We start from the raw sequence: 19,361 nt of genomic DNA, 5'->3' as shown, positions 1-19,361 counted from the left end.
ATCAACAGACTTTGCGAGGAGCGCGAAACATGCACGAGATTCCTAATCTCCCCTTCCCAAGCCTGCACGAAACTGAGCAGACAACCACGCAACAAGCCGGCGCCCAACAGCCCGAGCCAAAAAAAGAAGCCACTGAACGCCGCCAGGCCGACAGCGAAGACTGAAACACCTGCAATGCCAGACCGTGTGGAAAGCGCTAACATGCGCTTTCCACACCGCCTGAACCCTTGAGCTACACACCATGACCGATGAATTCAGCGAGACCCAAGCCAGCGTCCTGATCGGCACCGCCGAGAAGATGATCGATATCTGGAATCGCCTTTCCCCCGAGAAACAAGCCGCGTTGCTCGCCCGTTTCGGCAGCGAAGAAAACGCCTTGGCCGCCCTGGTCACGACGCAACTGGTTGCCCCCGCCAAACCCTGATTCACCCCGCCCGGCAAATAGTTTTACTTTTTCCACGACCCGCAGCCGCTCGCGCCGCTATCATAAGCAGCCTATCTATCCTGCTTTCCCCGTGGACCTTTACCCATGTCTGAAAACCAGCGCCCCCTGGCGGTCACGCTGCAAGTCGTTTCCATCGTTCTGTTTACCTTCATCGGCTACCTGAATATCGGCATCCCCTTGGCCGTATTGCCCGGCTACGTCCACAGCGACCTGGGTTTCGGCGCAGTCATCGCCGGCCTGGTAATCAGCGTGCAATACCTGGCCACCCTGCTCAGCCGCCCTTACGCCGGGAAAATCATCGACAACAAGGGCAGCAAACTGGCGGTGATGTACGGCCTCGCCGGTTGCGGCTTGAGCGGCGTGTTCATGTTGATTTCGGCCTGGACCCAGAGCTTGCCGACCCTGAGCCTGATCAGCCTGCTGATCGGCCGCCTGGTACTCGGCAGCGCGGAAAGCCTGGTCGGTTCAGGCTCGATTGGCTGGGGCATCGGCCGGGTTGGCGCGGCGAACACCGCCAAGGTGATTTCCTGGAACGGCATCGCCAGCTACGGCGCATTGGCCGTCGGCGCGCCGCTGGGTGTGCTGTTGGTCCATCAATTGGGCTTGTGGAGCATGGGCGTGAGCATTGTGCTGCTGGCCATTCTTGGCCTGGTGCTGGCCTGGCCAAAAACCGCTGCGCCAATCGTGGTCGGCGAACGCCTGCCGTTCATGCATGTGCTGGGGCGCGTGTTGCCGCATGGTTGCGGCCTGGCGCTGGGCTCGATTGGCTTCGGCACCATCGCCACCTTCATCACCTTGTATTACGCCACGCAACACTGGGACAACGCGGTGTTGTGCCTGAGTTTGTTTGGCGCCAGCTTCATTGGTGCACGCTTGCTGTTCGGCAACTTGATCAACCGCCTCGGCGGCTTTCGCGTGGCGATTGCCTGCCTGTCCGTGGAAACCCTGGGCTTGTTGCTACTGTGGTTGGCACCGGACGCCCATTGGGCGTTGGCCGGCGCGGCGCTGAGCGGTTTCGGGTTCTCGCTGGTGTTTCCAGCGCTGGGCGTGGAAGCGGTCAACCTGGTGCCGGCCTCCAGCCGTGGCGCGGCCGTCGGTGCTTATTCGTTGTTCATTGATTTGTCGCTGGGGATTACCGGACCGCTGGCGGGGGCCATTGCGGCCGGATTTGGTTTTGCCTCGATCTTCCTGTTCGCCGCCCTCGCCGCGTTGAGCGGTTTGATGCTGAGCATTTACTTGTACCGGCAAGCACCGAAGCAACGCGAAGCGCGTGAGTCGCGTTAAAAATCGACCTTGCCGCGTCCGGCCTTGATACTCCCGCGCTGGCTCTTCGATTCGAGCCGACGCTTTTTTGAACCCAGCGTCGGTTTGGTCGGGCGGCGCTTCTTTTCGACTTTGGTCGCGCTGAGGATCAGTTCGGTCAACCGTTCCAACGCATCGGCGCGATTGGCCTCCTGCGTGCGGTATTGCTGGGCCTTGATGATCAACACGCCTTCGCTGGTGATGCGACTGTCGCGCAGTGCCAGCAACCGCTCCTTGTAGAACTCGGGCAAGGACGAGGCCGGAATGTCGAAACGCAGATGCACGGCGCTGGAAACCTTGTTGACGTTCTGCCCGCCGGCACCCTGAGCGCGAATGGCCGTCAACTCGATCTCGGCATCCGGCAGATGCACGTTGTTGGAAATTACCAGCATGTAAAAGCGTCCGGGTTCAGAGTGCGCAGGATACCGCGAATAGACCGGTGCAACGCGCCCGTGTAGGAGCATGGCTTGCCCGCGATGAACGAAAACGCGGTGTACCTGGTAAACCGCAGTGCCTGAATCGCGGGCAAGCCATGCTCCTACAGGGGTTTTGTGTGAACCCTGAAAACAACAAACCCGGCACATTGGCCGGGTTTATTGTTTTTGCGTACGGCGTTATTTCACTGAAGCCTGGAGCGCATGCTGCGCACTGCGCTTGTTCTTGATGCCGTAGCAAATCCACATGAACACGACCCACACCGGAATCGCGTACACCGAGATCTGGATCCCCGGAATCAGCAGCATCACGCACAGGATAAACACCACGAACGCCAGGCAGATGTAGTTCCCGTACGGGTACCACAGCGCCTTGAACAGCGGCGTTTGTTTGGTCTTGTTCATGTGCTGGCGGAATTTGAAGTGCGAGAAACTGATCATCGCCCAGTTGATGACCAGGGTCGCGACGACCAGTGACATCAACAGTTCCAGCGCATTTTGCGGGATCAGGTAGTTCAGCAACACCGCAATCAGCGTCACCGCGGCCGAAGCGAGGATCGAACGCACAGGCACGCCGCGCTTGTCGATCTTCGACAAGGCTTTCGGCGCATCGCCCTGCTCGGCCATGCCCAGCAGCATGCGGCTGTTGCAATAGGTGCCGCTGTTGTACACCGACAACGCCGCGGTCAATACCACGAAGTTGAGGATGTGCGCGGCGGTGTTGCTGCCGAGCATCGAGAACACTTGTACGAACGGGCTGCCGCTGTAGGAATCACCTGATGCATTCAGGGTGGTCAGCAGGGCGTCCCATGGCGTCAGCGACAACAGAATGACCAACGCGCCGATGTAGAAAATCAGGATCCGGTAGATCACCTGGTTGATGGCTTTCGGGATCACGGTTTTCGGCTTGTCCGCTTCTGCTGCGGTGAAACCGAGCATTTCCAGGCCACCGAAGGAGAACATGATGATCGCCATGGCCATCACCAGACCGCTGACACCGTTCGGGAAGAAACCACCGTGGGACCACAGGTTGCTGACCGACGCTTGCGGGCCGCCGTTACCGCTGACCAGCAAGTAGCTGCCCAGGGCAATCATGCCCACGATGGCCACAACCTTGATGATCGCGAACCAGAATTCGGCCTCGCCAAAGACTTTGACGTTAGCCAGGTTGATCAGGTTGATCAGGACGAAGAACCCGGCTGCCGAAACCCAGGTCGGGATGTCCGGTGCCCAGTAGTGGATGTATTTGCCGACTGCGGTCAGCTCCGACATGCCCACCAGGATGTACAGGATCCAGCAGTTCCAGCCCGACAGGAAGCCGGCGAAACCACCCCAGTATTTGTGCGCGAAGTGGCTGAAGGATCCGGCCACGGGCTCTTCGACGATCATTTCGCCGAGCTGGCGCATGATCATGAAGGCAATGAAGCCGCAGATGGCGTAGCCGAGGATCATCGACGGGCCGGCGGACTTCAGCACCCCGGCCGAGCCGAGGAACAAACCGGTGCCGATCGCGCCACCGAGGGCAATCAATTGAATGTGGCGGTTTTTCAGGCCGCGCTTCAGCTCGCCTGAATTCGAGTTTTGTCCACTCATGAAAAGGCTCTCACGTTCTGCATAGTTACAACGGTCATGCGTCACCTGTTTGTTTTTATCTGTGACGAAATCGAACCCGACACACTCGTGGCGTGGCGGAGTGAACAAGACGGGTAGCCTTGAGGTTTGCGCATTTGCGCAGGAGGTCACAGTTAAAACGCGGCGCATTGTACACCCGTAACCCCCTGCTGCCAGACCCGCTGGATCAGCGTGTTGTAAGCCGGGATTGCCTGTGTCCGCCCCGAGTGTCCCGGGCGGCTGCAAATAGAGAGTCAGACCCTTGCGGGCCATCGACGGGAACGATTGAAAAAACGCCCCACGGGGAGAGATGGAGATGAATCACGGCGTACATTGCGCCTCCTTCTTGTTATGCACCTGCACGACAGGCATGCGGCGCATCTGACCCTGCATGGCGTGCTGAAACAAGCGGGGGAGAGCCTTGGAGCGAGAATGGAGCGGTCACGAAATGGAAGAATTTTCTTACAGTTCCCGGGAGATGGGAGTTTCATGGGGTTAATGGGTGGTTTTCGTAAAGTATTCGTTACAGGGCGTAACGACGGTTTTCCATTCTGGAAATGGCGGAGCCTGAGCTGACGCCTTCGCGGGCAAGCCCGCTCCCACAATTGGCGCGATCGTTCCCATGCTCCGCGTGGGAATGGCTCACCGGAGGCTCCGCGTTCGGCTTTGAAGGGACGGGCTGCATTCCCACGCGGAACGTGGGAACGATCAGTCAGCCAAAAAAAAACGCCATCCCGAGGGATGGCGTTTTTATGCAGCGCTTACCGATTACTCAGGTTTGCGACGACCGAAACCCGGACGCTGGCCCGAACCGGCTGGCGCGCCGCGGCGCTTGCCCGATGGTGCGTCCTTGTCGACCAGGACGATGCCCGGGCGTTTCTTCGGCGCAGGCTTGGCCGGGCGCTTGGTGTCAGCAGGACGGTCTGCCACTGGCGTTCCGCGACCGGCTGGAGCACCGCGATCGCTGCGGCCGCCGCTTGGCGCACCACGGCCTTCGCCACGTTCAGTGCGGCCGTTGGCCGGGCGTGGAGTGCGTGGACCGCGCTCGCCGTCTGCACGAGGTGCAGCAGGTTTGCGGGCCGGGCGCTCGCCTTCGATCTGCGGCTCGCGAGAATCACGCGCCGTGGCCGGGGCACCCGCCGCTGGACGCAACGTACGCACGCGCTCGGTCTTGCCCATCGGACGCGACGATTTACGCTGCATACGATCGAGCTTGTCTTTGCTCTTGGCGTTCAACTGTGGCATCGCGACCGGCGTCAGGCCAACCTCGGCACTCAGAATGTCGACTTCGTACTGGCTCATTTCGCGCCAGCGGCCCATCGGCAGGTCGGAGTTGAGGAACACCGGACCGAAGCGCACGCGCTTCAGACGGCTGACCACCAGGCCCTGGGATTCCCACAGGCGACGTACTTCGCGGTTGCGACCTTCCATCACCACGCAGTGGTACCAGTGGTTGAAACCCTCACCACCTGGCGCTTGCTTGATGTCGGTGAACTTGGCCGGGCCGTCTTCGAGGACAACGCCTGCTTTCAGACGCTCGATCATCTCGTCATCAACTTCGCCACGTACACGTACCGCGTATTCACGATCCATTTCATAGGAAGGGTGCATCAGGCGGTTGGCCAATTCACCGTCGGTGGTGAACATCAGCAAGCCGGTGGTGTTGATGTCCAGGCGACCGATGTTGATCCAGCGACCTTCTTTCGGGCGCGGCATCTTGTCGAATACGGTCGGACGGCCTTCGGGGTCGACACGGGTGCAGATTTCACCGTCGGGCTTGTTGTACATGATCACGCGGCGTACCGACTCGGCGGCTTCTTCGCGCTTGATCACCTTGCCATCAATGGTGATGGCGTCATGCATGTCGACACGCTGACCGAGCGTGGCGTCTTTGCCGTTGACCTTGATGCGGCCGTGGCTGATCCAGGCTTCCACGTCACGGCGCGAGCCGACGCCGATACGGGCGAGGACTTTCTGCAGTTTTTCGCCTGCTGGGCCGATTTCCTGGTCGTCTTTCTGGTCGTTGATACTCATCTGGGCACCTCCCGGTGTGGTCTGTTCAGGCTTTGCCTGAAGCGATGTAAATCTGTGCACTTGGGCGAAGGGATCGCCGAAGGGTCGCGAATCATACGCTCATGCGGGCGATTTCGCATCAGAGACTAGCTGATGATCACAGCGTTACTGGTTTTTCCGCCGACCGGTGGCACCGTACGCGTATTGAGCTTGTGTAGAAGCCGAGCTTGCTCGCGATAGCGGACGTCCATTCACTTTGATGTTGAATGTGCTGACGTCATCGCGAGCAAGCTCGGCTCCTACAGGACTGGGGTCAGTCGTCGAATTCGCGGCGTTCGGCTTCGATGGCTTCGGCGAGTGCCCGGGCTTCGGCTTCTTCGTCGCTCAACTCGGGCTCAGGCTCGGGTTTCGGCTGTTCAAGGGCCGCGACGGCAGCCAGGAGTTTTTCGCGAGCTTCGGCGACGCCTAGCACGTCGTCTTCAAGCTCTGGCTCCGGCTCCGGCTCTTCTTCGACTGTGGCTTCTGGCTCTACCTGAAGCTCATTGTCGATTAGCGGCTCAACCGCGGTCATCTCGCCGTCACGCAACAAATCATCGAAATCAGTCTTGAGCCCCTCCTCCATGGTGTCCAGTTCCAGCAACAACGTGTGGAAACTGGTTTCTTCCTTGGGTTCTTCCGGCTCGGCGCTGGCGTCCGCCAATTCCTGCAGGCTGGCAGGCACGGGTGCGTCGTCGAAATCGAGAACCGGGTCCGGTTCAAGCTCACGCAGTTCGGCCAGCGGCGGCAGATCGTCGAGGTTTTTCAGGTTGAAGTGGTCGAGAAATGCCTTGGTGGTGGCAAACATCGCCGGTTTGCCGGGCACATCGCGGTAGCCAACAATGCGAATCCACTCACGTTCCAGCAGCGTCTTGACGATTTGGCTGTTGACCGCCACGCCCCGCACGTCTTCGATTTCGCCCCGGGTGATCGGCTGGCGATAGGCAATCAGGGCAATGGTTTCGAGCATGGCGCGGGAATAACGCTGCGGGCGCTCCTCCCACAAGCGCCCGACCCACGGCGAAAATTTCTCGCGGATTTGCAGGCGGTAGCCCGACGCCACTTCCTTCAGCTCGAAAGCGCGGCCGTCACAGGACTTGGCCAAAATCGTCAGCGCTTTCTTGAAGACCGGCGGCTCTGGTCGCTCGCCCTCTTCGAAGAGTTCGAACAGACGTTCAAGCGATTGCGGTTTTCCCGAGGCCAACAGAAAGGCTTCAAGCAGTGGCGCCAGCTCGCGGGGTTCAGTCAGGTTCATGATTCAACTCGTTATTCGGCTCGGGCCCGCACATGGATCGCTGCGAACGGCTCATTCTGCACCAGCTCGACCAAGGATTCCTTGACCAGTTCGAGGATTGCCATAAAGGTCACCACTACCCCGAGCCGCCCTTCCTCCGCCGTGAACAGCTCGACAAAGGGCACGAAACCACCGCCCTTGAGCCGGTCCAGCACATCGCTCATGCGCTCGCGGGTAGACAACGCCTCGCGGCTGACCTGGTGGCTTTCGAACATGTCGCCCCGGCGCAGGACCTCGGCCATGGACAACAGCAACTCCGACAGACGCACGTCCGGCAAGAGCTTGCGCGCCCGGGCTTCGGGGGCATCCAGCTTGGGCACGACGACATCGCGACCGACCCGGCTCAGGCCGTCGATGCCTTCGGCGGCCGCCTTGAAGCGCTCGTATTCCTGCAAACGACGGATCAGCTCGGCGCGCGGGTCGTCTTCTTCGTCTTCAATGGTTTCGGCGCGGGGCAAGAGCATCCGCGACTTGATTTCGGCCAGCATCGCGGCCATCACCAGGTATTCGGCGGCCAGTTCCAGGCGCACCGACTGCATCAACTCGACATACCCCATGTACTGACGGGTAATTTCCGCCACCGGGATGTCGAGGATGTTGATGTTCTGTTTACGGATCAGGTACAGCAACAGGTCGAGCGGGCCTTCGAAGGCTTCGAGAAACACTTCGAGCGCATCCGGCGGGATGTACAGGTCCAGCGGCATTTCCAGAACTGCCTGGCCATAGACCATCGCGAAGGGCAGCTCTTGCTGGGCTCCGGCTTGACTGTCGACAACAGGTTCTACTGCAGACATCTACGCCTCGGCCATGAACGGCGAAGGGTCGCCGCAACCGACACGGATCACTTCCGGCTCGCCGTCGGCGAGATTGATCACGGTGGACGCCTTGATCCCGCCGAAACCGCCGTCAATGATCAGGTCGACCTGATGTTCAAGCAGTTGGCGCATTTCATAGGGATCAAACATCGGGTCGGTTTCACCGGGCATGATCAGGCTCACACTCATCAACGGCTCACCGAGCTCCTCCAGCAGCGCCAGGGCAATCGGATGGCTTGGCACACGCAGGCCGATGGTGCGTTTTTTCGGGTGCAACAACAGCCGCGGGACTTCGCGGGTGGCGTTGAGAATAAAGGTGTACGGCCCTGGCAAATGAGCCTTTAGCAGGCGGAACGTGCCGGTATCGATTTTGGCAAACAGGCCCAGTTGCGACAGGTCGCAGCAAATCAGCGCGAAATTGTGCTTTTCATCCAGCCCGCGTAAACGGCGCACGCGCTCTACGGCCACCTTGTCGCCGATCTGGCAACCAATGGCGTAGGAAGAGTCCGTGGGATAAACCACCACCCCGCCCTTGCGGATGATCTCGACCGCCTGTTTGATCAGGCGCACTTGCGGATTTTCCGGATGAATCTGGAAAAATTGACTCACATTCTCTACCTGTTCAGACGGCGGCAATATTTGGGTCATGTTTGAATCGACACCACAGTGGTGGCAGATCCTCCGGCAGAGGTCGGTATTCACCGATCTCGGACCAGCCTCCAGGGCCATGAAAATCACTGCCGGCGCTGACCAGCAGACCGAACTCGCGAGCAAGAATCGCCAGGCTGCCCACTTGCTCGGCGGGCTGATGGCCATTGACCACTTCAATCGCATGGCCCCCGGCTTGAATATAGTCAGAAATCAGCCGACGACGCTTGCTGCGTGTGAAATCGTAATGCCAGGGATGCGCCAGGCTGACCCAGGCCTTTGCCGCGCGCAGGGTTTCGACGGTCTCTTCCAGGGTCGGCCAGTGTTGCTTGACGTCGCCCAGCTTGCCGGCGCCCAACCATTTGCGGAAGGCTTCGGCGCGATCCTTTACATACCCTTCACGCACCATCCAGTCGGCGAAGTGCGGGCGGGCCGGCGCGTTGCCGCTGTCGCCCAGTTCCTGCTGTATAGCCCGGGCACCGTCCAGCGCGCCCGGCATGCCTTTCAATGCGAGTTTTCGGCCAATTTCCTCGGATCGCAGCCATCGGCCATCGTGCAACTTTGCAATCGCCTCGACCAACGCCGGCGCGTTTACATCAAACCCGTAACCCAATACGTGAATGGTCGCGCCGCCCCAGGTGCAGGACAATTCGACGCCGTTGACCAGCTGCATCCCCAGCGCAGTTGCCGCGGTGCGGGCCTCATCAAGGCCCTCGAGGGTATCGTGATCGGTCAAGGCCAGGACTCGCACGCCTTTCTCGAACGCACGCGCAACCAGTACCGCAGGCGCCAGGGCGCCATCGGAGGCCGTGCTATGGCAGTGCAAATCAACATTCACAGGACTTTGTTACCTCAAATCAGCTGGCGCTATCGCGCGCCCATATGTTTGTTATTATGCCGCCACATCCTGCTTCTGGCTGCCACTGTGAAACAATTCATCGATTTCATCCCGCTTCTGCTGTTTTTCATCGTCTTCAAACTCGATCCACGGGTCGTCGACATCGGCGGTCATGAATTGACTGTAGGCGGTATTTACAGCGCCACCGCGATGCTGATCATCAGCTCCCTGGTGGTTTACGGCACGCTGTTCATCAAGCAGCGCAAGCTTGAAAAGAGCCAGTGGCTGACGCTCATCGCCTGCCTGGTCTTCGGTAGCCTGACCCTGGCGTTCCACAGCGAAACCTTCCTGAAGTGGAAAGCGCCGGTGGTGAACTGGTTGTTTGCCCTGGCATTCATTGGCAGCCATTTCATCGGTGACAGCCTGTTGATCAAACGCATCATGGGCCACGCGCTGACCCTGCCGGAACCGGTCTGGACGCGTCTGAACATCGCCTGGATCGCCTTTTTCCTGTTTTGCGGTGCCGCCAACCTGTTCGTCGCGTTTACCTATCAGGACTACTGGGTCGACTTCAAAGTCTTCGGCAGCCTGGGCATGACGCTGCTGTTCCTGGTCGGCCAGGGCATTTACCTGTCCCGCCACCTGCACGACGCCGATACCACAACGCCAAAAACCGAGGACTGACATGCTTTACGCAATCATTGCCACAGACGTCGCCAACTCCCTGGAAGCCCGACTGGCCGCGCGCCCTGCCCACCTTGAGCGCCTGCAAGTGCTCAAGGGCGAAGGCCGCATCGTATTGGCCGGTCCACACCCGGCGGTCGACAGCAATGATCCGGGCGCGGCGGGTTTTACCGGCAGCCTGATCGTTGCCGAATTCGATTCCCTGAGCGCCGCACAGGCCTGGGCCGACGCAGATCCGTACATCGCGGCAGGCGTCTACGCCAACGTTCTGGTCAAGCCGTTCAAGCAAGTCCTGCCGTAACTTTCCCCCACAAATGCCCCCGCGCGGTGAACCTTGTCGGTTCATCGCGCTCTCAATCGCTCATTATTCTCGTTTGCCTGCCGATAACCTGCCCAATTACTCGATTGGAATCAGGAGTCGCGATGCGCAAGGGTCCGTTGTGTCTGTTGTTGGTGACGTTGTCGATCATGGCCCCGGCTCATGGTGAAGAAGGCGTCGAGGGCGGTAATTCGACGCCGCTGTCCCTGAGCGCCGGCAGCCAGATCAGCGAGTTGCAGCAGCGCTTGAAGGCAAGCGAACAACAACGAGAAGAACTGAGCAAACAATTGCAAACTACCGATGGCGAACGCGAAAGCGCTCAACTGAGCCGGTTGCGCCAAGAGAATCAGCGCCTCAAGCTGCAACTCAAGGAAGCGCAGGCCAGCAGTCCGCTGCCACGCTTTCTGTCTGATCAGCAGCAGTGGTTTGTTATCGGCGGTGGAGTAGCGCTATTGGCCCTGCTCTGCGGTATCTTCGCCAGTGGTGCCACCAGAAAACGTCGGCAATGGCTGAATTGAGTGATTCATGAGCGAGCTGTTACTAATTGATGATGACCAGGAACTGTGCGAGCTCCTGGTCAGTTGGTTGAGCCAGGAAGGCTTTCAGGTCCGCGCTTGCCACGATGGCCATAGTGCCCGCCGCGCGCTGGCCGAAACCTCCCCGGCCGCCGTGGTGCTGGACGTCATGCTGCCGGACGGCAGCGGTCTGGAATTGCTCAAGCAATTGCGCAGCGATCACCCGGACTTGCCGGTGCTGATGCTTTCAGCACGCGGTGAGCCACTGGACCGCATTCTCGGCCTGGAACTGGGCGCCGATGATTATCTGGCCAAACCCTGCGACCCACGAGAACTGACAGCCCGTCTGCGCGCCGTGTTGCGCCGCAGCCATCCGGCGGCCGTGTCCAGCCAGATGGAACTGGGAGATCTGTGTTTCAGCCCGGTGCGTGGCGTGGTCAGCATCGATAAACAGGAGTTCACCCTCACCGTCTCCGAAAGCCGCCTGCTTGAAGCCCTGCTCAAGCAACCCGGCGAGCCGCTGGACAAACAGGAGCTGGCGCAGATTGCCCTGGGCCGCAAGCTGACCCTGTACGACCGCAGTCTGGACATGCACGTCAGTAACCTGCGTAAAAAAATCGGCCCACACCCCGACGGCCGTCCTCGCATCGTTGCCCTGCGTAGCCGCGGCTACTACTACAGCCTCTAATCCCGAACGCAATCCCCGTGTAGCAGCGTGTAGCAGCGTGTAGCAGCGTGTAGCAGCGTGTAGCAGCTGCCGAGCCTGCGAGGCTGCGTCCGGCGGCGCAGCCGTCGTAAACCCTGAGAGCGCGGTTTTCCTGAAAAACCGCAGCGGCTGATTTCACGACGGCTGCGCCGCCGAACGCAGCCTCGCAGGCTCGACAGCTGCTACACGGGGCGTGCGTGTGCAAAAGGTGGTGGAGTTGTCAGGTCAGTACAACCCCGTCTTTACCCAAGCTTTACGTTCCGCTGACCGCCGCTGACCTTGATCTGCGTAATCTGTACTCATCCGGAACGTACCGGGAACGAGACAAGGAGATTCACCATGCGCAAGACTCTTATCGCTCTGATGTTTGCTGCCGCCCTGCCGACCGTTGCCATGGCCATGCCTGAAGGCACCGGCCCGATGGATGGCTCGATGGACGGCTCGCGCCACGGCGGTCAGATGCACGGCATGCACGGTAAAGGCCCGTACAGCCAGCTGGACCTGAGCCGCGAACAGCGCGAGCAGATCCGCAAGATCATGGGCGAACAGATGCACGAGCGTAAGCAACTGGTCGACAAATACCTGGAGAAACTCTCCCCGGCTGACCAGAAAGCCTTGAAAGACGAAATGACCGCCAAACATCAGAAAGCCGAAGCCGATGTGCGCGCCGTACTGAAGCCGGATCAACAGAAGAAATTCGACGAGATCCAGAAAAAGCAGGCTGAGCGTCGCGCCGAATGGGCCGAATTCAAGGCCTGGAAAGCGCAACAACCGCAAAAAGCGCAATAATGCGCTAACCCCGGACCCAACGGCTCAACCCCGTTGGGTCTGCTCCATTTAGTCAAATGTGAGAACGGGCTTGCTCGCTCCCACATGGATTTGCGTTTGTTTGAGGATTTTCTGTGCGCTCATTGTTCTGGCGTATCCTGGCCAGTTTCTGGCTGGCCATCGCTCTGGTGGCAGGGCTTTCCATTCTGCTGGGGCATATGCTCAACCAGGACGCGTGGATTCTCAGTCGCCATCCGGGCCTCAATACCTTGGCCGAACAATGGACACAAACCTACGAATCCCAGGGTGAAGAAGCCGCTCAGGACATTCTGGAACAGCGTAAACGTCAATATCACATTGACGTTCAGGTGCTGAACGAGAGCGGTGACCCGGTAGTTCGAGGCACCTTCCCTCGTCGTGCTGCGGCGTTCGAAGCGCGGCAGAACAACGATGACCGGCGCCTGCCATGGCGTCGTTTGACCGCGGAATACACCAGCGAAAAGACCGGCGATACCTACCTGCTGATCTATCGCATCCCGCACCCCGAACTGGATTCATGGCACCGCGAAAGCCTGTTGTGGCCGTTGAGTGCGCTGGGCATAGCGCTGGTGGTGCTGACCTTGTTCAGCTTGTTCGTCACGCTGTCGATCACCCGCCCGCTCAGTCGTCTGCGCGGCGCAGTGCATGACCTGGGGCAAACCACCTATCAGCAGAACAGCCTGGTGAAACTGGCCAATCGCCGCGATGAATTCGGCGTACTGGCCAACGACTTCAATCGCATGGGCTCACGCCTGCAAAGTCTGATCGGTAGCCAACGGCAACTCCTTCGCGATGTATCGCACGAATTGCGCTCTCCGCTCGCCCGGCTGCGCATTGCACTGGCGCTGGCTGAACGGGCCACCCCTGAAGAACGGGAGAAACTCTGGCCGCGCCTGACCCGAGAATGTGACCGGCTGGAAGCGTTGATCAGCGAAATTCTGGTGCTGGCGCGGGTCGACGCCGACAACGCCAGCGCCGAAGAGGTCGACCTCAGCGCGCTACTCAATACGCTACACAAAGATGCGCAACTGGGCTCGCCGGAGCAGAACGTGCGTCTTGAGGCTGAGCCGCAACTGAACCTCAAAGGCTGGCCGACGATGATCGAGCGCGCCCTCGACAATCTGCTACGCAATGCTCAGCGTTTTAACCCGGTTGGGCAGTCGATTGAAATGCAGGCCGTGCGTCAGGGCGAGCGGATTGTGGTCAGCGTGCGTGACCATGGGCCGGGTGTAAGCGCCGAGTATTTGAACCAGTTGGGTGAGCCGTTTTATCGGGCTCCGGGGCAGACAGCCGCCGGGCATGGCCTTGGATTGGCCATTGCGCGCCGCGCGGCAGAACGGCACGGCGGGAGCCTAGTGCTGGCCAATCATCCGCAGGGCGGGTTTATTGCCAGCCTGGAACTGCCGTTGGTGCCGGGTGCTGTCGTCCAGCCATAAATGCAGTGATGATGCAAAAAGCACGCAGCCTCGTTTCACTCGACAGCTGCTACAGGTGTACACATATCTCTGTAGCAGCTGTCGAGTGAAACGAGGCTGCGATTTTTTGAACGTCAGGATTTAGCGGGCCAGGCGCTGACAAATTCGGCCAGATCGACTTTCTCCGCCACTCTCGGTTCTTTCTGCGGCGTGCCCAGGTAGAGGAACGCAATCACCTCCTCCCCTTGCGCCAACCCCAACCCATTGGCCACATGCGCGGAATACGCCAAATCACCGGTGCGCCATACCGCGCCAATCCCCTGCGCATACGCCGCCAGCAAAATCCCGTGTGCCGCGCAGCCCGCTGCCAGCAGTTGTTCGGATTTCGGATATTTGACGTGATCCTGTAACCGCGCGATCACCACCACAACCAGTGGCGCCCGGAGTGGGCCGTTGCGCGCCTTGTCCAGCGCGGCCTCGGACACCTCGGCGTCTTGTAGCCTGGCGGCTTCAGCCAGCAACTCGCCCATCTGCTCACGCGCCGCACCCTCGACCGTCAGGAAGCGCCACGGCTGCAAATGACCATGGTCCGGTGCACGCATGGCGGCGCCAAAAAGAACTTCGCGCTGCGCTGCGGTCGGTGCCGGGTCAAGCAGTCGTGGAACGGAAACACGGTTGAGCAAAGCGTCGAGAGCCTGCATCGGCCACCTCCTGAAAAAATGTTTGGCTATTCTAGCTGCAAGTGCGCAAGCGGCGTCGGTTTACATGCCCTGCCCCGCAGGTAGAATGGCGCCCTCCTCCACAACAGCCCGAGCGGATTTCATGGCGTTGCCGACCTTACGGATTATTGGTTTTATCATCGGCATCTTCCTGATCACGCTGGCGATCTCCATGATCGTGCCCATGGCAACCCTGGTGATCTTCGACCGCACCAACGACCTGCCGTCGTTCCTGTGGTCGAGCATGATTACGTTTGTGGCTGGCCTGGCGCTGGTCATCCCCGGACGTCCCGAGCATGTTCACCTGCGTCCACGGGACATGTATTTGTTGACCGTCAGCAGTTGGCTGGTGGTGTGCATCTTCGCCGCGCTGCCATTTTTGCTGACCCAGCACATCAGCTACACCGACTCCTTCTTCGAAAGCATGTCCGGCATCACCGCCACCGGCTCCACAGTACTCAGTGGCCTGGACACCATGTCACCCGGCATTCTGATGTGGCGCTCGCTGCTGCACTGGCTCGGCGGCATCGGCTTTATCGGCATGGCAGTCGCCATTTTGCCGCTGTTGCGTATCGGTGGCATGCGCCTGTTTCAGACCGAATCGTCGGACCGCTCCGAAAAAATCATGCCTCGCTCGCACATGGTGGCGCGCTTGATCGTGGCCGCCTACGTCGGCATCACCATTGTCGGCAGCCTGGCGCTGTGGTGGGCCGGAATGAGTCTGTTTGATGCGATCAACCATGCGATGTCCGCGATCTCGACCGGAGGGTTTTCCACGTCGGACCAGTCACTGGCCAAGTGGACACAACCGGCGGTGCACTGGGTGGCGATCGTCATCATGATTCTCGGCAGCCTGCCCTTCACCCTGTATGTGGCGACCTTGCGCGGCAACCGCTGGGCGTTATTCAGGGATCAGCAGGTTCAAGGGATGCTCGGCATGCTGCTGGTGACCTGGCTGGTGCTCGGCACCTGGTACTGGTGGACCACCCAACTGCATTGGCTCGAAGCCTTGCGGCACGTGGCGTTTAACGTGACGTCGGTGGTCACCACCACCGGTTTTGCGCTGGGGGATTACAGCCTGTGGGGCAATTTCTCGCTGATGCTGTTCTTCTACCTGGGCTTTGTCGGCGGCTGCTCCGGCTCGACGGCCGGCGGGATCAAGATATTCCGCTTCCAGGTCGCCTATATCCTGCTCAAGGCCAACCTTAACCAGTTGATTCACCCGCGCGCGGTGATCAAGCAGAAGTACAACGGTCACCGTCTCGACGAAGAAATCGTGCGTTCGATCCTGACGTTTTCGTTCTTCTTTGCCATCACCATCTGCGTCATCGCGTTGCTGCTCTCACTGCTCGGCGTGGACTGGATGACCGCCCTGACCGGTGCGGCCAGTACCGTGTCCGGTGTCGGGCCGGGGTTGGGTCCGACCATCGGGCCGTCGGGTAACTTTTCATCGTTGCCGGACGCCGCCAAGTGGATTCTGTCGTTCGGCATGCTGCTCGGCCGACTGGAGATCATTACGGTGTTTGTTCTGTGCATTCCTGCGTTCTGGCGGCACTGACCAGCCCTGCCGCGTCCGTCAGATGCGCCCGGTACTCGCCGGGCGTGGCGTCAAACCAGCGGCGGAAGGCGCGGAAGAAGTTGCTCGGATCGGCGAACCCCAGCAAGTAGGCAATTTCCAGCAGGGTCATGGTGGGCTGGGCAAGGTATTGCTCGGCCAATTCACGTCGCGTGTCATCGAGCAACGCCTGAAAACTGGTGCCCTCCTCCTGCAAGCGCCGCTGCAAGGTGCGCTGTGACAAGTGCAGCGTTTGCGCCACGGTATCGCGCTTGGGTTCGCCCTGCGGCAGCAGACGACACAACACTTGACGCGCATTGTGCGTCACGCGGCTCTCGGAGAACCGTGCCAGGTACTCGCCGGCAAACCGGTCATGCAGCAGCGCCATCGCTTCGTTGGCAGTTGGCAGGGGGGCTTCCATGTCGGCACGTTCAAAGATCAACGCATCGTAAGCCGCGTTGAACACCAACGGCGCATGAAAGGCTTGTTTATACGGTTCGAGGTCGACGGGTTGATCGCCCTGCACCAGCACCTTGCGCGGTTGCAGCGTGCGCCCGGTCAACCAGCCGCACAACGCCAACGCACAGGCCAGCGACGCTTCGGCACTTTGCCGGGTGGGTGGCAAGTGGTCGCCATGCACCGTCAGAATCAGCGCATAACCTTCATCCAGCAGGCGGAAACTCAAGTCGGCACTTTCGGCAATGATCCGCTGATAGCGCACCAGTCGCTGAAAGCCTTCGGCCAGGGTCTGGCTGGACATCAAGGCGTAACCCGCCACATGGAAGGAGGCCGGTCGCACCACTTTGCCCATGTTCAGGCCTATCGCCGGGTTGCCGGACAGCTCGACCGCGCGCTGCCACAGACGCGTCATGGAATCTTGCGTGAAGCGCGCATCCGGATCATCCAGCGATGCGTAGTCGAGCCCTAGCTGCTTGAACAGAGCCCGGCAATCCAGACCGTCCATCTCCAGTGCTTTGACAATCCCCATCGCCCAGCTTGCAGAAGTCGTTCGTTCGCTCATGGCGTTTACTTCACGTTCGGTGAGCCGTCTGACGCGGCTGATTTCCAAAGGATACTAAAGTGGCGCCTATTGTCACTGGCTGATGCCATTGATCACTCTAGACTCAAATAAGCTACCCGCAGAACAACTTGCAATCAGAACAATAACCACAGAGATCGCAGTCGTGGAAAACATCAAACGTTTCAACAGTTTTGCTGAGTTCTACCCGTATTACCTCAGCGAACACAGCGACAGTACTTGCCGACGACTGCACTTTATCGGCACGACGCTGGTCATTTTCATCCTGGCCCTGACCATCGGCAAAGGCGCATGGCTGTTGCTTTGGGCCCTTCCGCTGGCCGGTTACAGCTTCGCCTGGGTCGGGCATTTCTTCTTTGAGAAGAATCGACCTGCAACCTTCCAACATCCTCTTTATAGCCTGCTTGGCGACTTTGTCATGTACCGCGACATGATTCTGGGTCGTGTGCCCTTCTAGGCTCCACTGGCCATAAAAGCGACCTGCGAGGCCAATGTAATATTGGATCCAAGTTCTACACTCAAGACATCCCATTCGATTAGAACAAGAGGATAGCTGATGAATGCCCATGCCCGATTCACGCACATGCAGGATGGCACGCAGGAGGACTGGGCGATCATCGCCGCGGACTTCAGTGCCTACGCCAAACAATTACCGGCACGGATTGTGGCGCACCTGAAGTTGCTGGCGGGTGATTTTGGCGGCTTCCCGGTAGATCGCCTGACCCATTCGCTGCAAACCGCCAGCCGCGCCTGGCGCGATGGCCGTGATGAAGAATACGTGGTCTGTGCGCTGCTGCACGACATCGGCGACACCCTTGGCTCCTACAACCACCCGGACATTGCAGCGGCGATCCTCAAGCCGTTCGTCAGCGCCGACAACTTATGGATGGTGGAGAAACACGGGATTTTCCAGGGTTACTACTTCTTCCATCACCTGGGGATGGATCGGCACCTGCGCGAGCAATTCAGCGGACACCCGCAATATCAGGCGACCATCGAGTTCTGTGCCAAGTACGATGCGGCGGCGTTCGACCCTGAGTATGAGACGCTGCCACTGAGCTTCTTTGAGCCGATGATGGAGCGGGTGTTCGCCCAACCGAAGAACTCGATTTATACAGCGGCGATGGAACAACATTCGCCGGCCTGACAGACCTCAGGGGACCGCTGCGCGGTCCATCGCGGGCAAGCCCGCTCCCACAGGCTTTTCTAGCAGTCACAAATCTAGTGTTCACCTTGCTCAATGTGGGAGCGGGCTTGCCCGCGATGAGGCCTGCCCAGACACCGTATTCCTAGGCCGGTTCGGCGACCTTGATGGCCCTCAATTCAGCTTCCCGCGCCTGAGCATCCGCCAGGCGATACAGCTCGATCGTCCCGTCCCAATGCTCGATCAGCGCCGTGCACGACTCCACCCAGTCCCCGCAATTGAGGTAATCCACCTCGCCGACCTTGCGAATCTCGGCGTGGTGAATGTGCCCGCACACCACGCCATGCAACTCGCGCTTCAGGCATTCGTGAGCGATAGCTTCCTCGAAGTCGCTGATGAAGCTGACCGCGGTTTTCACCTTGTGCTTGAGGTACGCCGACAACGACCAATAACCATAGCCATAACGGGCGCGCCAATGGTTGAGCCAGCGGTTGAGGGTCAGGGTGAATTCGTAGGCCGAGTCGCCGAGAAAGGCCAGCCAGCGGTGATACCGGGTGATGACATCGAACTGATCGCCATGGATAACCAGCAAGTGACGGCCATCGGCGGTCACGTGCACGGCTTCATCCACCAGTTGGATGTTGCCCAGAATCAGCTTGGAATAGCGACGCAGGAATTCGTCGTGATTGCCGGTCACATAGATGACTTCGGTGCCGCGCTTGCTCATGGTCAGCAAGCGCCGGATCACGTTGGTGTGCGCCTGCGGCCAATACATGCCGCCGCGCAGTTTCCAGCCGTCGATGATGTCGCCGACCAGGTAAATCTTGTCCGCGTGGTAGCCCTTGAGAAACTGCGACAGGTGTTCGGCCTGGCAATCCCGAGTGCCCAGGTGCACATCGGAAATCCATAAGGTGCGCACACGTTGCTTACGACTGGGTTTGGCGAGCTCGGCGCTGGTCATGGGCAACCCTCTGCGATGGTTTTTCCAAGGTTGCGCCGATCGGGTTAATTGAGCATGACAG

General features: G+C 59.7%; 22 protein-coding genes. 12 read left to right on the top strand and 10 right to left on the bottom strand.

Annotation, left to right across the window (positions count from 1 at the left end; translation table 11 throughout):
• Positions 1–29: 29 nt before the first annotated feature.
• The 3 genes from C7534_RS32830 to C7534_RS16395 all read left to right on the top strand — a co-directional run bounded on the left by C7534_RS32830 (position 30) and on the right by C7534_RS16395 (position 1,729).
• Positions 30–164, top strand: a complete 135-nt coding sequence (locus C7534_RS32830; RefSeq protein WP_256577151.1) for a hypothetical protein — start codon at positions 30–32, stop codon at positions 162–164.
• 77 nt (positions 165–241) lie between these two features.
• Complete coding sequence (locus C7534_RS16400; RefSeq protein ID WP_046032788.1) at positions 242–424, top strand: hypothetical protein; 183 nt, start codon at positions 242–244, stop codon at positions 422–424.
• Between the two features lie 105 nt (positions 425–529).
• Complete coding sequence (locus tag C7534_RS16395) at positions 530–1,729, top strand: MFS transporter (protein ID WP_046032787.1); 1,200 nt, start codon at positions 530–532, stop codon at positions 1,727–1,729.
• On the opposite strand, the gene arfB is transcribed toward C7534_RS16395, so the two are convergent.
• The 7 genes from arfB to C7534_RS16360 all read right to left on the bottom strand — a co-directional run bounded on the left by arfB (position 1,726) and on the right by C7534_RS16360 (position 9,436).
• Entirely contained in the window at positions 1,726–2,139 is a 414-nt protein-coding gene (gene arfB / locus C7534_RS16390; protein WP_046032786.1) for an alternative ribosome rescue aminoacyl-tRNA hydrolase ArfB, read from the bottom strand. The genes C7534_RS16395 and arfB overlap by 4 nt on opposite strands.
• A gap of 222 nt (positions 2,140–2,361) precedes the next feature.
• The gene (locus C7534_RS16385) at positions 2,362–3,774 is read right to left on the bottom strand and encodes an amino acid permease (RefSeq protein WP_109786380.1); all 1,413 of its coding nucleotides are present in this window, start codon (positions 3,772–3,774) and stop codon (positions 2,362–2,364) included.
• Positions 3,775–4,560: 786 nt separating this feature from the next.
• On the bottom strand, positions 4,561–5,826 hold the full coding sequence (rluB, locus tag C7534_RS16380; RefSeq protein ID WP_046032784.1) for a 23S rRNA pseudouridine(2605) synthase RluB: 1,266 nt from the start codon (positions 5,824–5,826) through the stop codon (positions 4,561–4,563).
• A 292-nt stretch (positions 5,827–6,118) separates the two neighbouring features.
• Positions 6,119–7,096, bottom strand: a complete 978-nt coding sequence (gene scpB / locus C7534_RS16375; RefSeq protein ID WP_109786379.1) for an SMC-Scp complex subunit ScpB — start codon at positions 7,094–7,096, stop codon at positions 6,119–6,121.
• 11 nt (positions 7,097–7,107) lie between these two features.
• Positions 7,108–7,929 (bottom strand): segregation and condensation protein A, encoded by an 822-nt coding sequence (locus C7534_RS16370; RefSeq protein WP_046032782.1) that lies wholly within the window; start codon positions 7,927–7,929, stop codon positions 7,108–7,110.
• Positions 7,930–8,559 carry an L-threonylcarbamoyladenylate synthase gene (locus tag C7534_RS16365; protein WP_109786455.1) on the bottom strand — a complete coding sequence of 210 codons (630 nt, stop codon included), beginning with the start codon at positions 8,557–8,559 and terminating at the stop codon, positions 7,930–7,932.
• A gap of 13 nt (positions 8,560–8,572) precedes the next feature.
• Positions 8,573–9,436, bottom strand: a complete 864-nt coding sequence (locus tag C7534_RS16360; RefSeq protein WP_046032780.1) for a PHP domain-containing protein — start codon at positions 9,434–9,436, stop codon at positions 8,573–8,575.
• Between the two features lie 87 nt (positions 9,437–9,523).
• Here C7534_RS16360 and C7534_RS16355 point away from each other — a divergent pair, with 87 nt between their 5' ends.
• From C7534_RS16355 to C7534_RS16330, 6 genes are all read left to right on the top strand, one after another.
• Positions 9,524–10,120, top strand: a complete 597-nt coding sequence (locus C7534_RS16355) for a septation protein A (protein ID WP_046032779.1) — start codon at positions 9,524–9,526, stop codon at positions 10,118–10,120.
• A gap of 1 nt (position 10,121) precedes the next feature.
• Positions 10,122–10,421: a YciI family protein gene (locus tag C7534_RS16350; protein ID WP_007984134.1), complete on the top strand. Its 300-nt coding sequence runs from the start codon at positions 10,122–10,124 to the stop codon at positions 10,419–10,421.
• A gap of 122 nt (positions 10,422–10,543) precedes the next feature.
• Positions 10,544–10,957: a translation initiation factor 2 gene (locus tag C7534_RS16345; RefSeq protein ID WP_077430676.1), complete on the top strand. Its 414-nt coding sequence runs from the start codon at positions 10,544–10,546 to the stop codon at positions 10,955–10,957.
• A 7-nt stretch (positions 10,958–10,964) separates the two neighbouring features.
• A complete protein-coding gene (locus C7534_RS16340) occupies positions 10,965–11,642 on the top strand; it encodes a response regulator transcription factor (protein WP_109786378.1) in 678 nt (225 codons plus the stop codon).
• Between the two features lie 357 nt (positions 11,643–11,999).
• Positions 12,000–12,449 (top strand): Spy/CpxP family protein refolding chaperone, encoded by a 450-nt coding sequence (locus tag C7534_RS16335; protein ID WP_109786377.1) that lies wholly within the window; start codon positions 12,000–12,002, stop codon positions 12,447–12,449.
• Between the two features lie 113 nt (positions 12,450–12,562).
• Entirely contained in the window at positions 12,563–13,903 is a 1,341-nt protein-coding gene (locus tag C7534_RS16330) for a sensor histidine kinase (RefSeq protein WP_109786376.1), read from the top strand.
• Between the two features lie 113 nt (positions 13,904–14,016).
• Here the strand turns inward: C7534_RS16330 and C7534_RS16325 are convergent, their stop codons facing one another.
• Complete coding sequence (locus C7534_RS16325; protein WP_046032773.1) at positions 14,017–14,583, bottom strand: nitroreductase family protein; 567 nt, start codon at positions 14,581–14,583, stop codon at positions 14,017–14,019.
• A gap of 121 nt (positions 14,584–14,704) precedes the next feature.
• On the opposite strand from C7534_RS16325, the gene C7534_RS16320 reads away from it, so the two are divergent.
• Positions 14,705–16,159 carry a TrkH family potassium uptake protein gene (locus C7534_RS16320; RefSeq protein WP_077430677.1) on the top strand — a complete coding sequence of 485 codons (1,455 nt, stop codon included), beginning with the start codon at positions 14,705–14,707 and terminating at the stop codon, positions 16,157–16,159.
• On the opposite strand, the gene C7534_RS16315 is transcribed toward C7534_RS16320, so the two are convergent.
• On the bottom strand, positions 16,116–17,177 hold the full coding sequence (locus tag C7534_RS16315; protein ID WP_077430678.1) for an AraC family transcriptional regulator: 1,062 nt from the start codon (positions 17,175–17,177) through the stop codon (positions 16,116–16,118). The two genes, C7534_RS16320 and C7534_RS16315, sit on opposite strands and share 44 nt — an antisense overlap.
• 163 nt (positions 17,178–17,340) lie before the next feature.
• Here C7534_RS16315 and C7534_RS16310 point away from each other — a divergent pair, with 163 nt between their 5' ends.
• Positions 17,341–17,652: a DUF962 domain-containing protein gene (locus C7534_RS16310; RefSeq protein WP_046032770.1), complete on the top strand. Its 312-nt coding sequence runs from the start codon at positions 17,341–17,343 to the stop codon at positions 17,650–17,652.
• Positions 17,653–17,751: 99 nt separating this feature from the next.
• Positions 17,752–18,342, top strand: a complete 591-nt coding sequence (locus tag C7534_RS16305) for an HD domain-containing protein (protein ID WP_046032769.1) — start codon at positions 17,752–17,754, stop codon at positions 18,340–18,342.
• Positions 18,343–18,484: 142 nt separating this feature from the next.
• Here the strand turns inward: C7534_RS16305 and C7534_RS16300 are convergent, their stop codons facing one another.
• Complete coding sequence (locus C7534_RS16300; protein WP_046032768.1) at positions 18,485–19,300, bottom strand: UDP-2,3-diacylglucosamine diphosphatase; 816 nt, start codon at positions 19,298–19,300, stop codon at positions 18,485–18,487.
• Positions 19,301–19,361: the final 61 nt, after the last annotated feature.

This window comes from Pseudomonas sp. OV226, from assembly GCF_003148705.1.
Taxonomy (GTDB): Bacteria; Pseudomonadota; Gammaproteobacteria; order Pseudomonadales; family Pseudomonadaceae; genus Aquipseudomonas.
This window is presented reverse-complemented; position numbering and strand designations above follow the sequence as displayed.

Bases quoted from the DNA above. Each gene is read 5' to 3' on its own strand.
- C7534_RS32830 (WP_256577151.1), top strand. From the start codon at position 30: ATGCACGAGATTCCTAATCTCCCCTTCCCAAGCCTGCACGAAACTGAG.
- scpB (WP_109786379.1), bottom strand. From the start codon at position 7,096: ATGAACCTGACTGAACCCCGCGAGCTGGCGCCACTGCTTGAAGCCTTT.
- C7534_RS16325 (WP_046032773.1), bottom strand. From the start codon at position 14,583: ATGCAGGCTCTCGACGCTTTGCTCAACCGTGTTTCCGTTCCACGACTG.
- C7534_RS16395 (WP_046032787.1), top strand. From the start codon at position 530: ATGTCTGAAAACCAGCGCCCCCTGGCGGTCACGCTGCAAGTCGTTTCC.
- rluB (WP_046032784.1), bottom strand. From the start codon at position 5,826: ATGAGTATCAACGACCAGAAAGACGACCAGGAAATCGGCCCAGCAGGC.
- C7534_RS16350 (WP_007984134.1), top strand. From the start codon at position 10,122: ATGCTTTACGCAATCATTGCCACAGACGTCGCCAACTCCCTGGAAGCC.
- C7534_RS16400 (WP_046032788.1), top strand. From the start codon at position 242: ATGACCGATGAATTCAGCGAGACCCAAGCCAGCGTCCTGATCGGCACC.
- C7534_RS16340 (WP_109786378.1), top strand. From the start codon at position 10,965: ATGAGCGAGCTGTTACTAATTGATGATGACCAGGAACTGTGCGAGCTC.
- C7534_RS16315 (WP_077430678.1), bottom strand. From the start codon at position 17,177: ATGAGCGAACGAACGACTTCTGCAAGCTGGGCGATGGGGATTGTCAAA.
- C7534_RS16385 (WP_109786380.1), bottom strand. From the start codon at position 3,774: ATGAGTGGACAAAACTCGAATTCAGGCGAGCTGAAGCGCGGCCTGAAA.
- C7534_RS16370 (WP_046032782.1), bottom strand. From the start codon at position 7,929: ATGTCTGCAGTAGAACCTGTTGTCGACAGTCAAGCCGGAGCCCAGCAA.
- C7534_RS16335 (WP_109786377.1), top strand. From the start codon at position 12,000: ATGCGCAAGACTCTTATCGCTCTGATGTTTGCTGCCGCCCTGCCGACC.
- C7534_RS16305 (WP_046032769.1), top strand. From the start codon at position 17,752: ATGAATGCCCATGCCCGATTCACGCACATGCAGGATGGCACGCAGGAG.
- arfB (WP_046032786.1), bottom strand. From the start codon at position 2,139: ATGCTGGTAATTTCCAACAACGTGCATCTGCCGGATGCCGAGATCGAG.
- C7534_RS16320 (WP_077430677.1), top strand. From the start codon at position 14,705: ATGGCGTTGCCGACCTTACGGATTATTGGTTTTATCATCGGCATCTTC.
- C7534_RS16345 (WP_077430676.1), top strand. From the start codon at position 10,544: ATGCGCAAGGGTCCGTTGTGTCTGTTGTTGGTGACGTTGTCGATCATG.
- C7534_RS16300 (WP_046032768.1), bottom strand. From the start codon at position 19,300: ATGACCAGCGCCGAGCTCGCCAAACCCAGTCGTAAGCAACGTGTGCGC.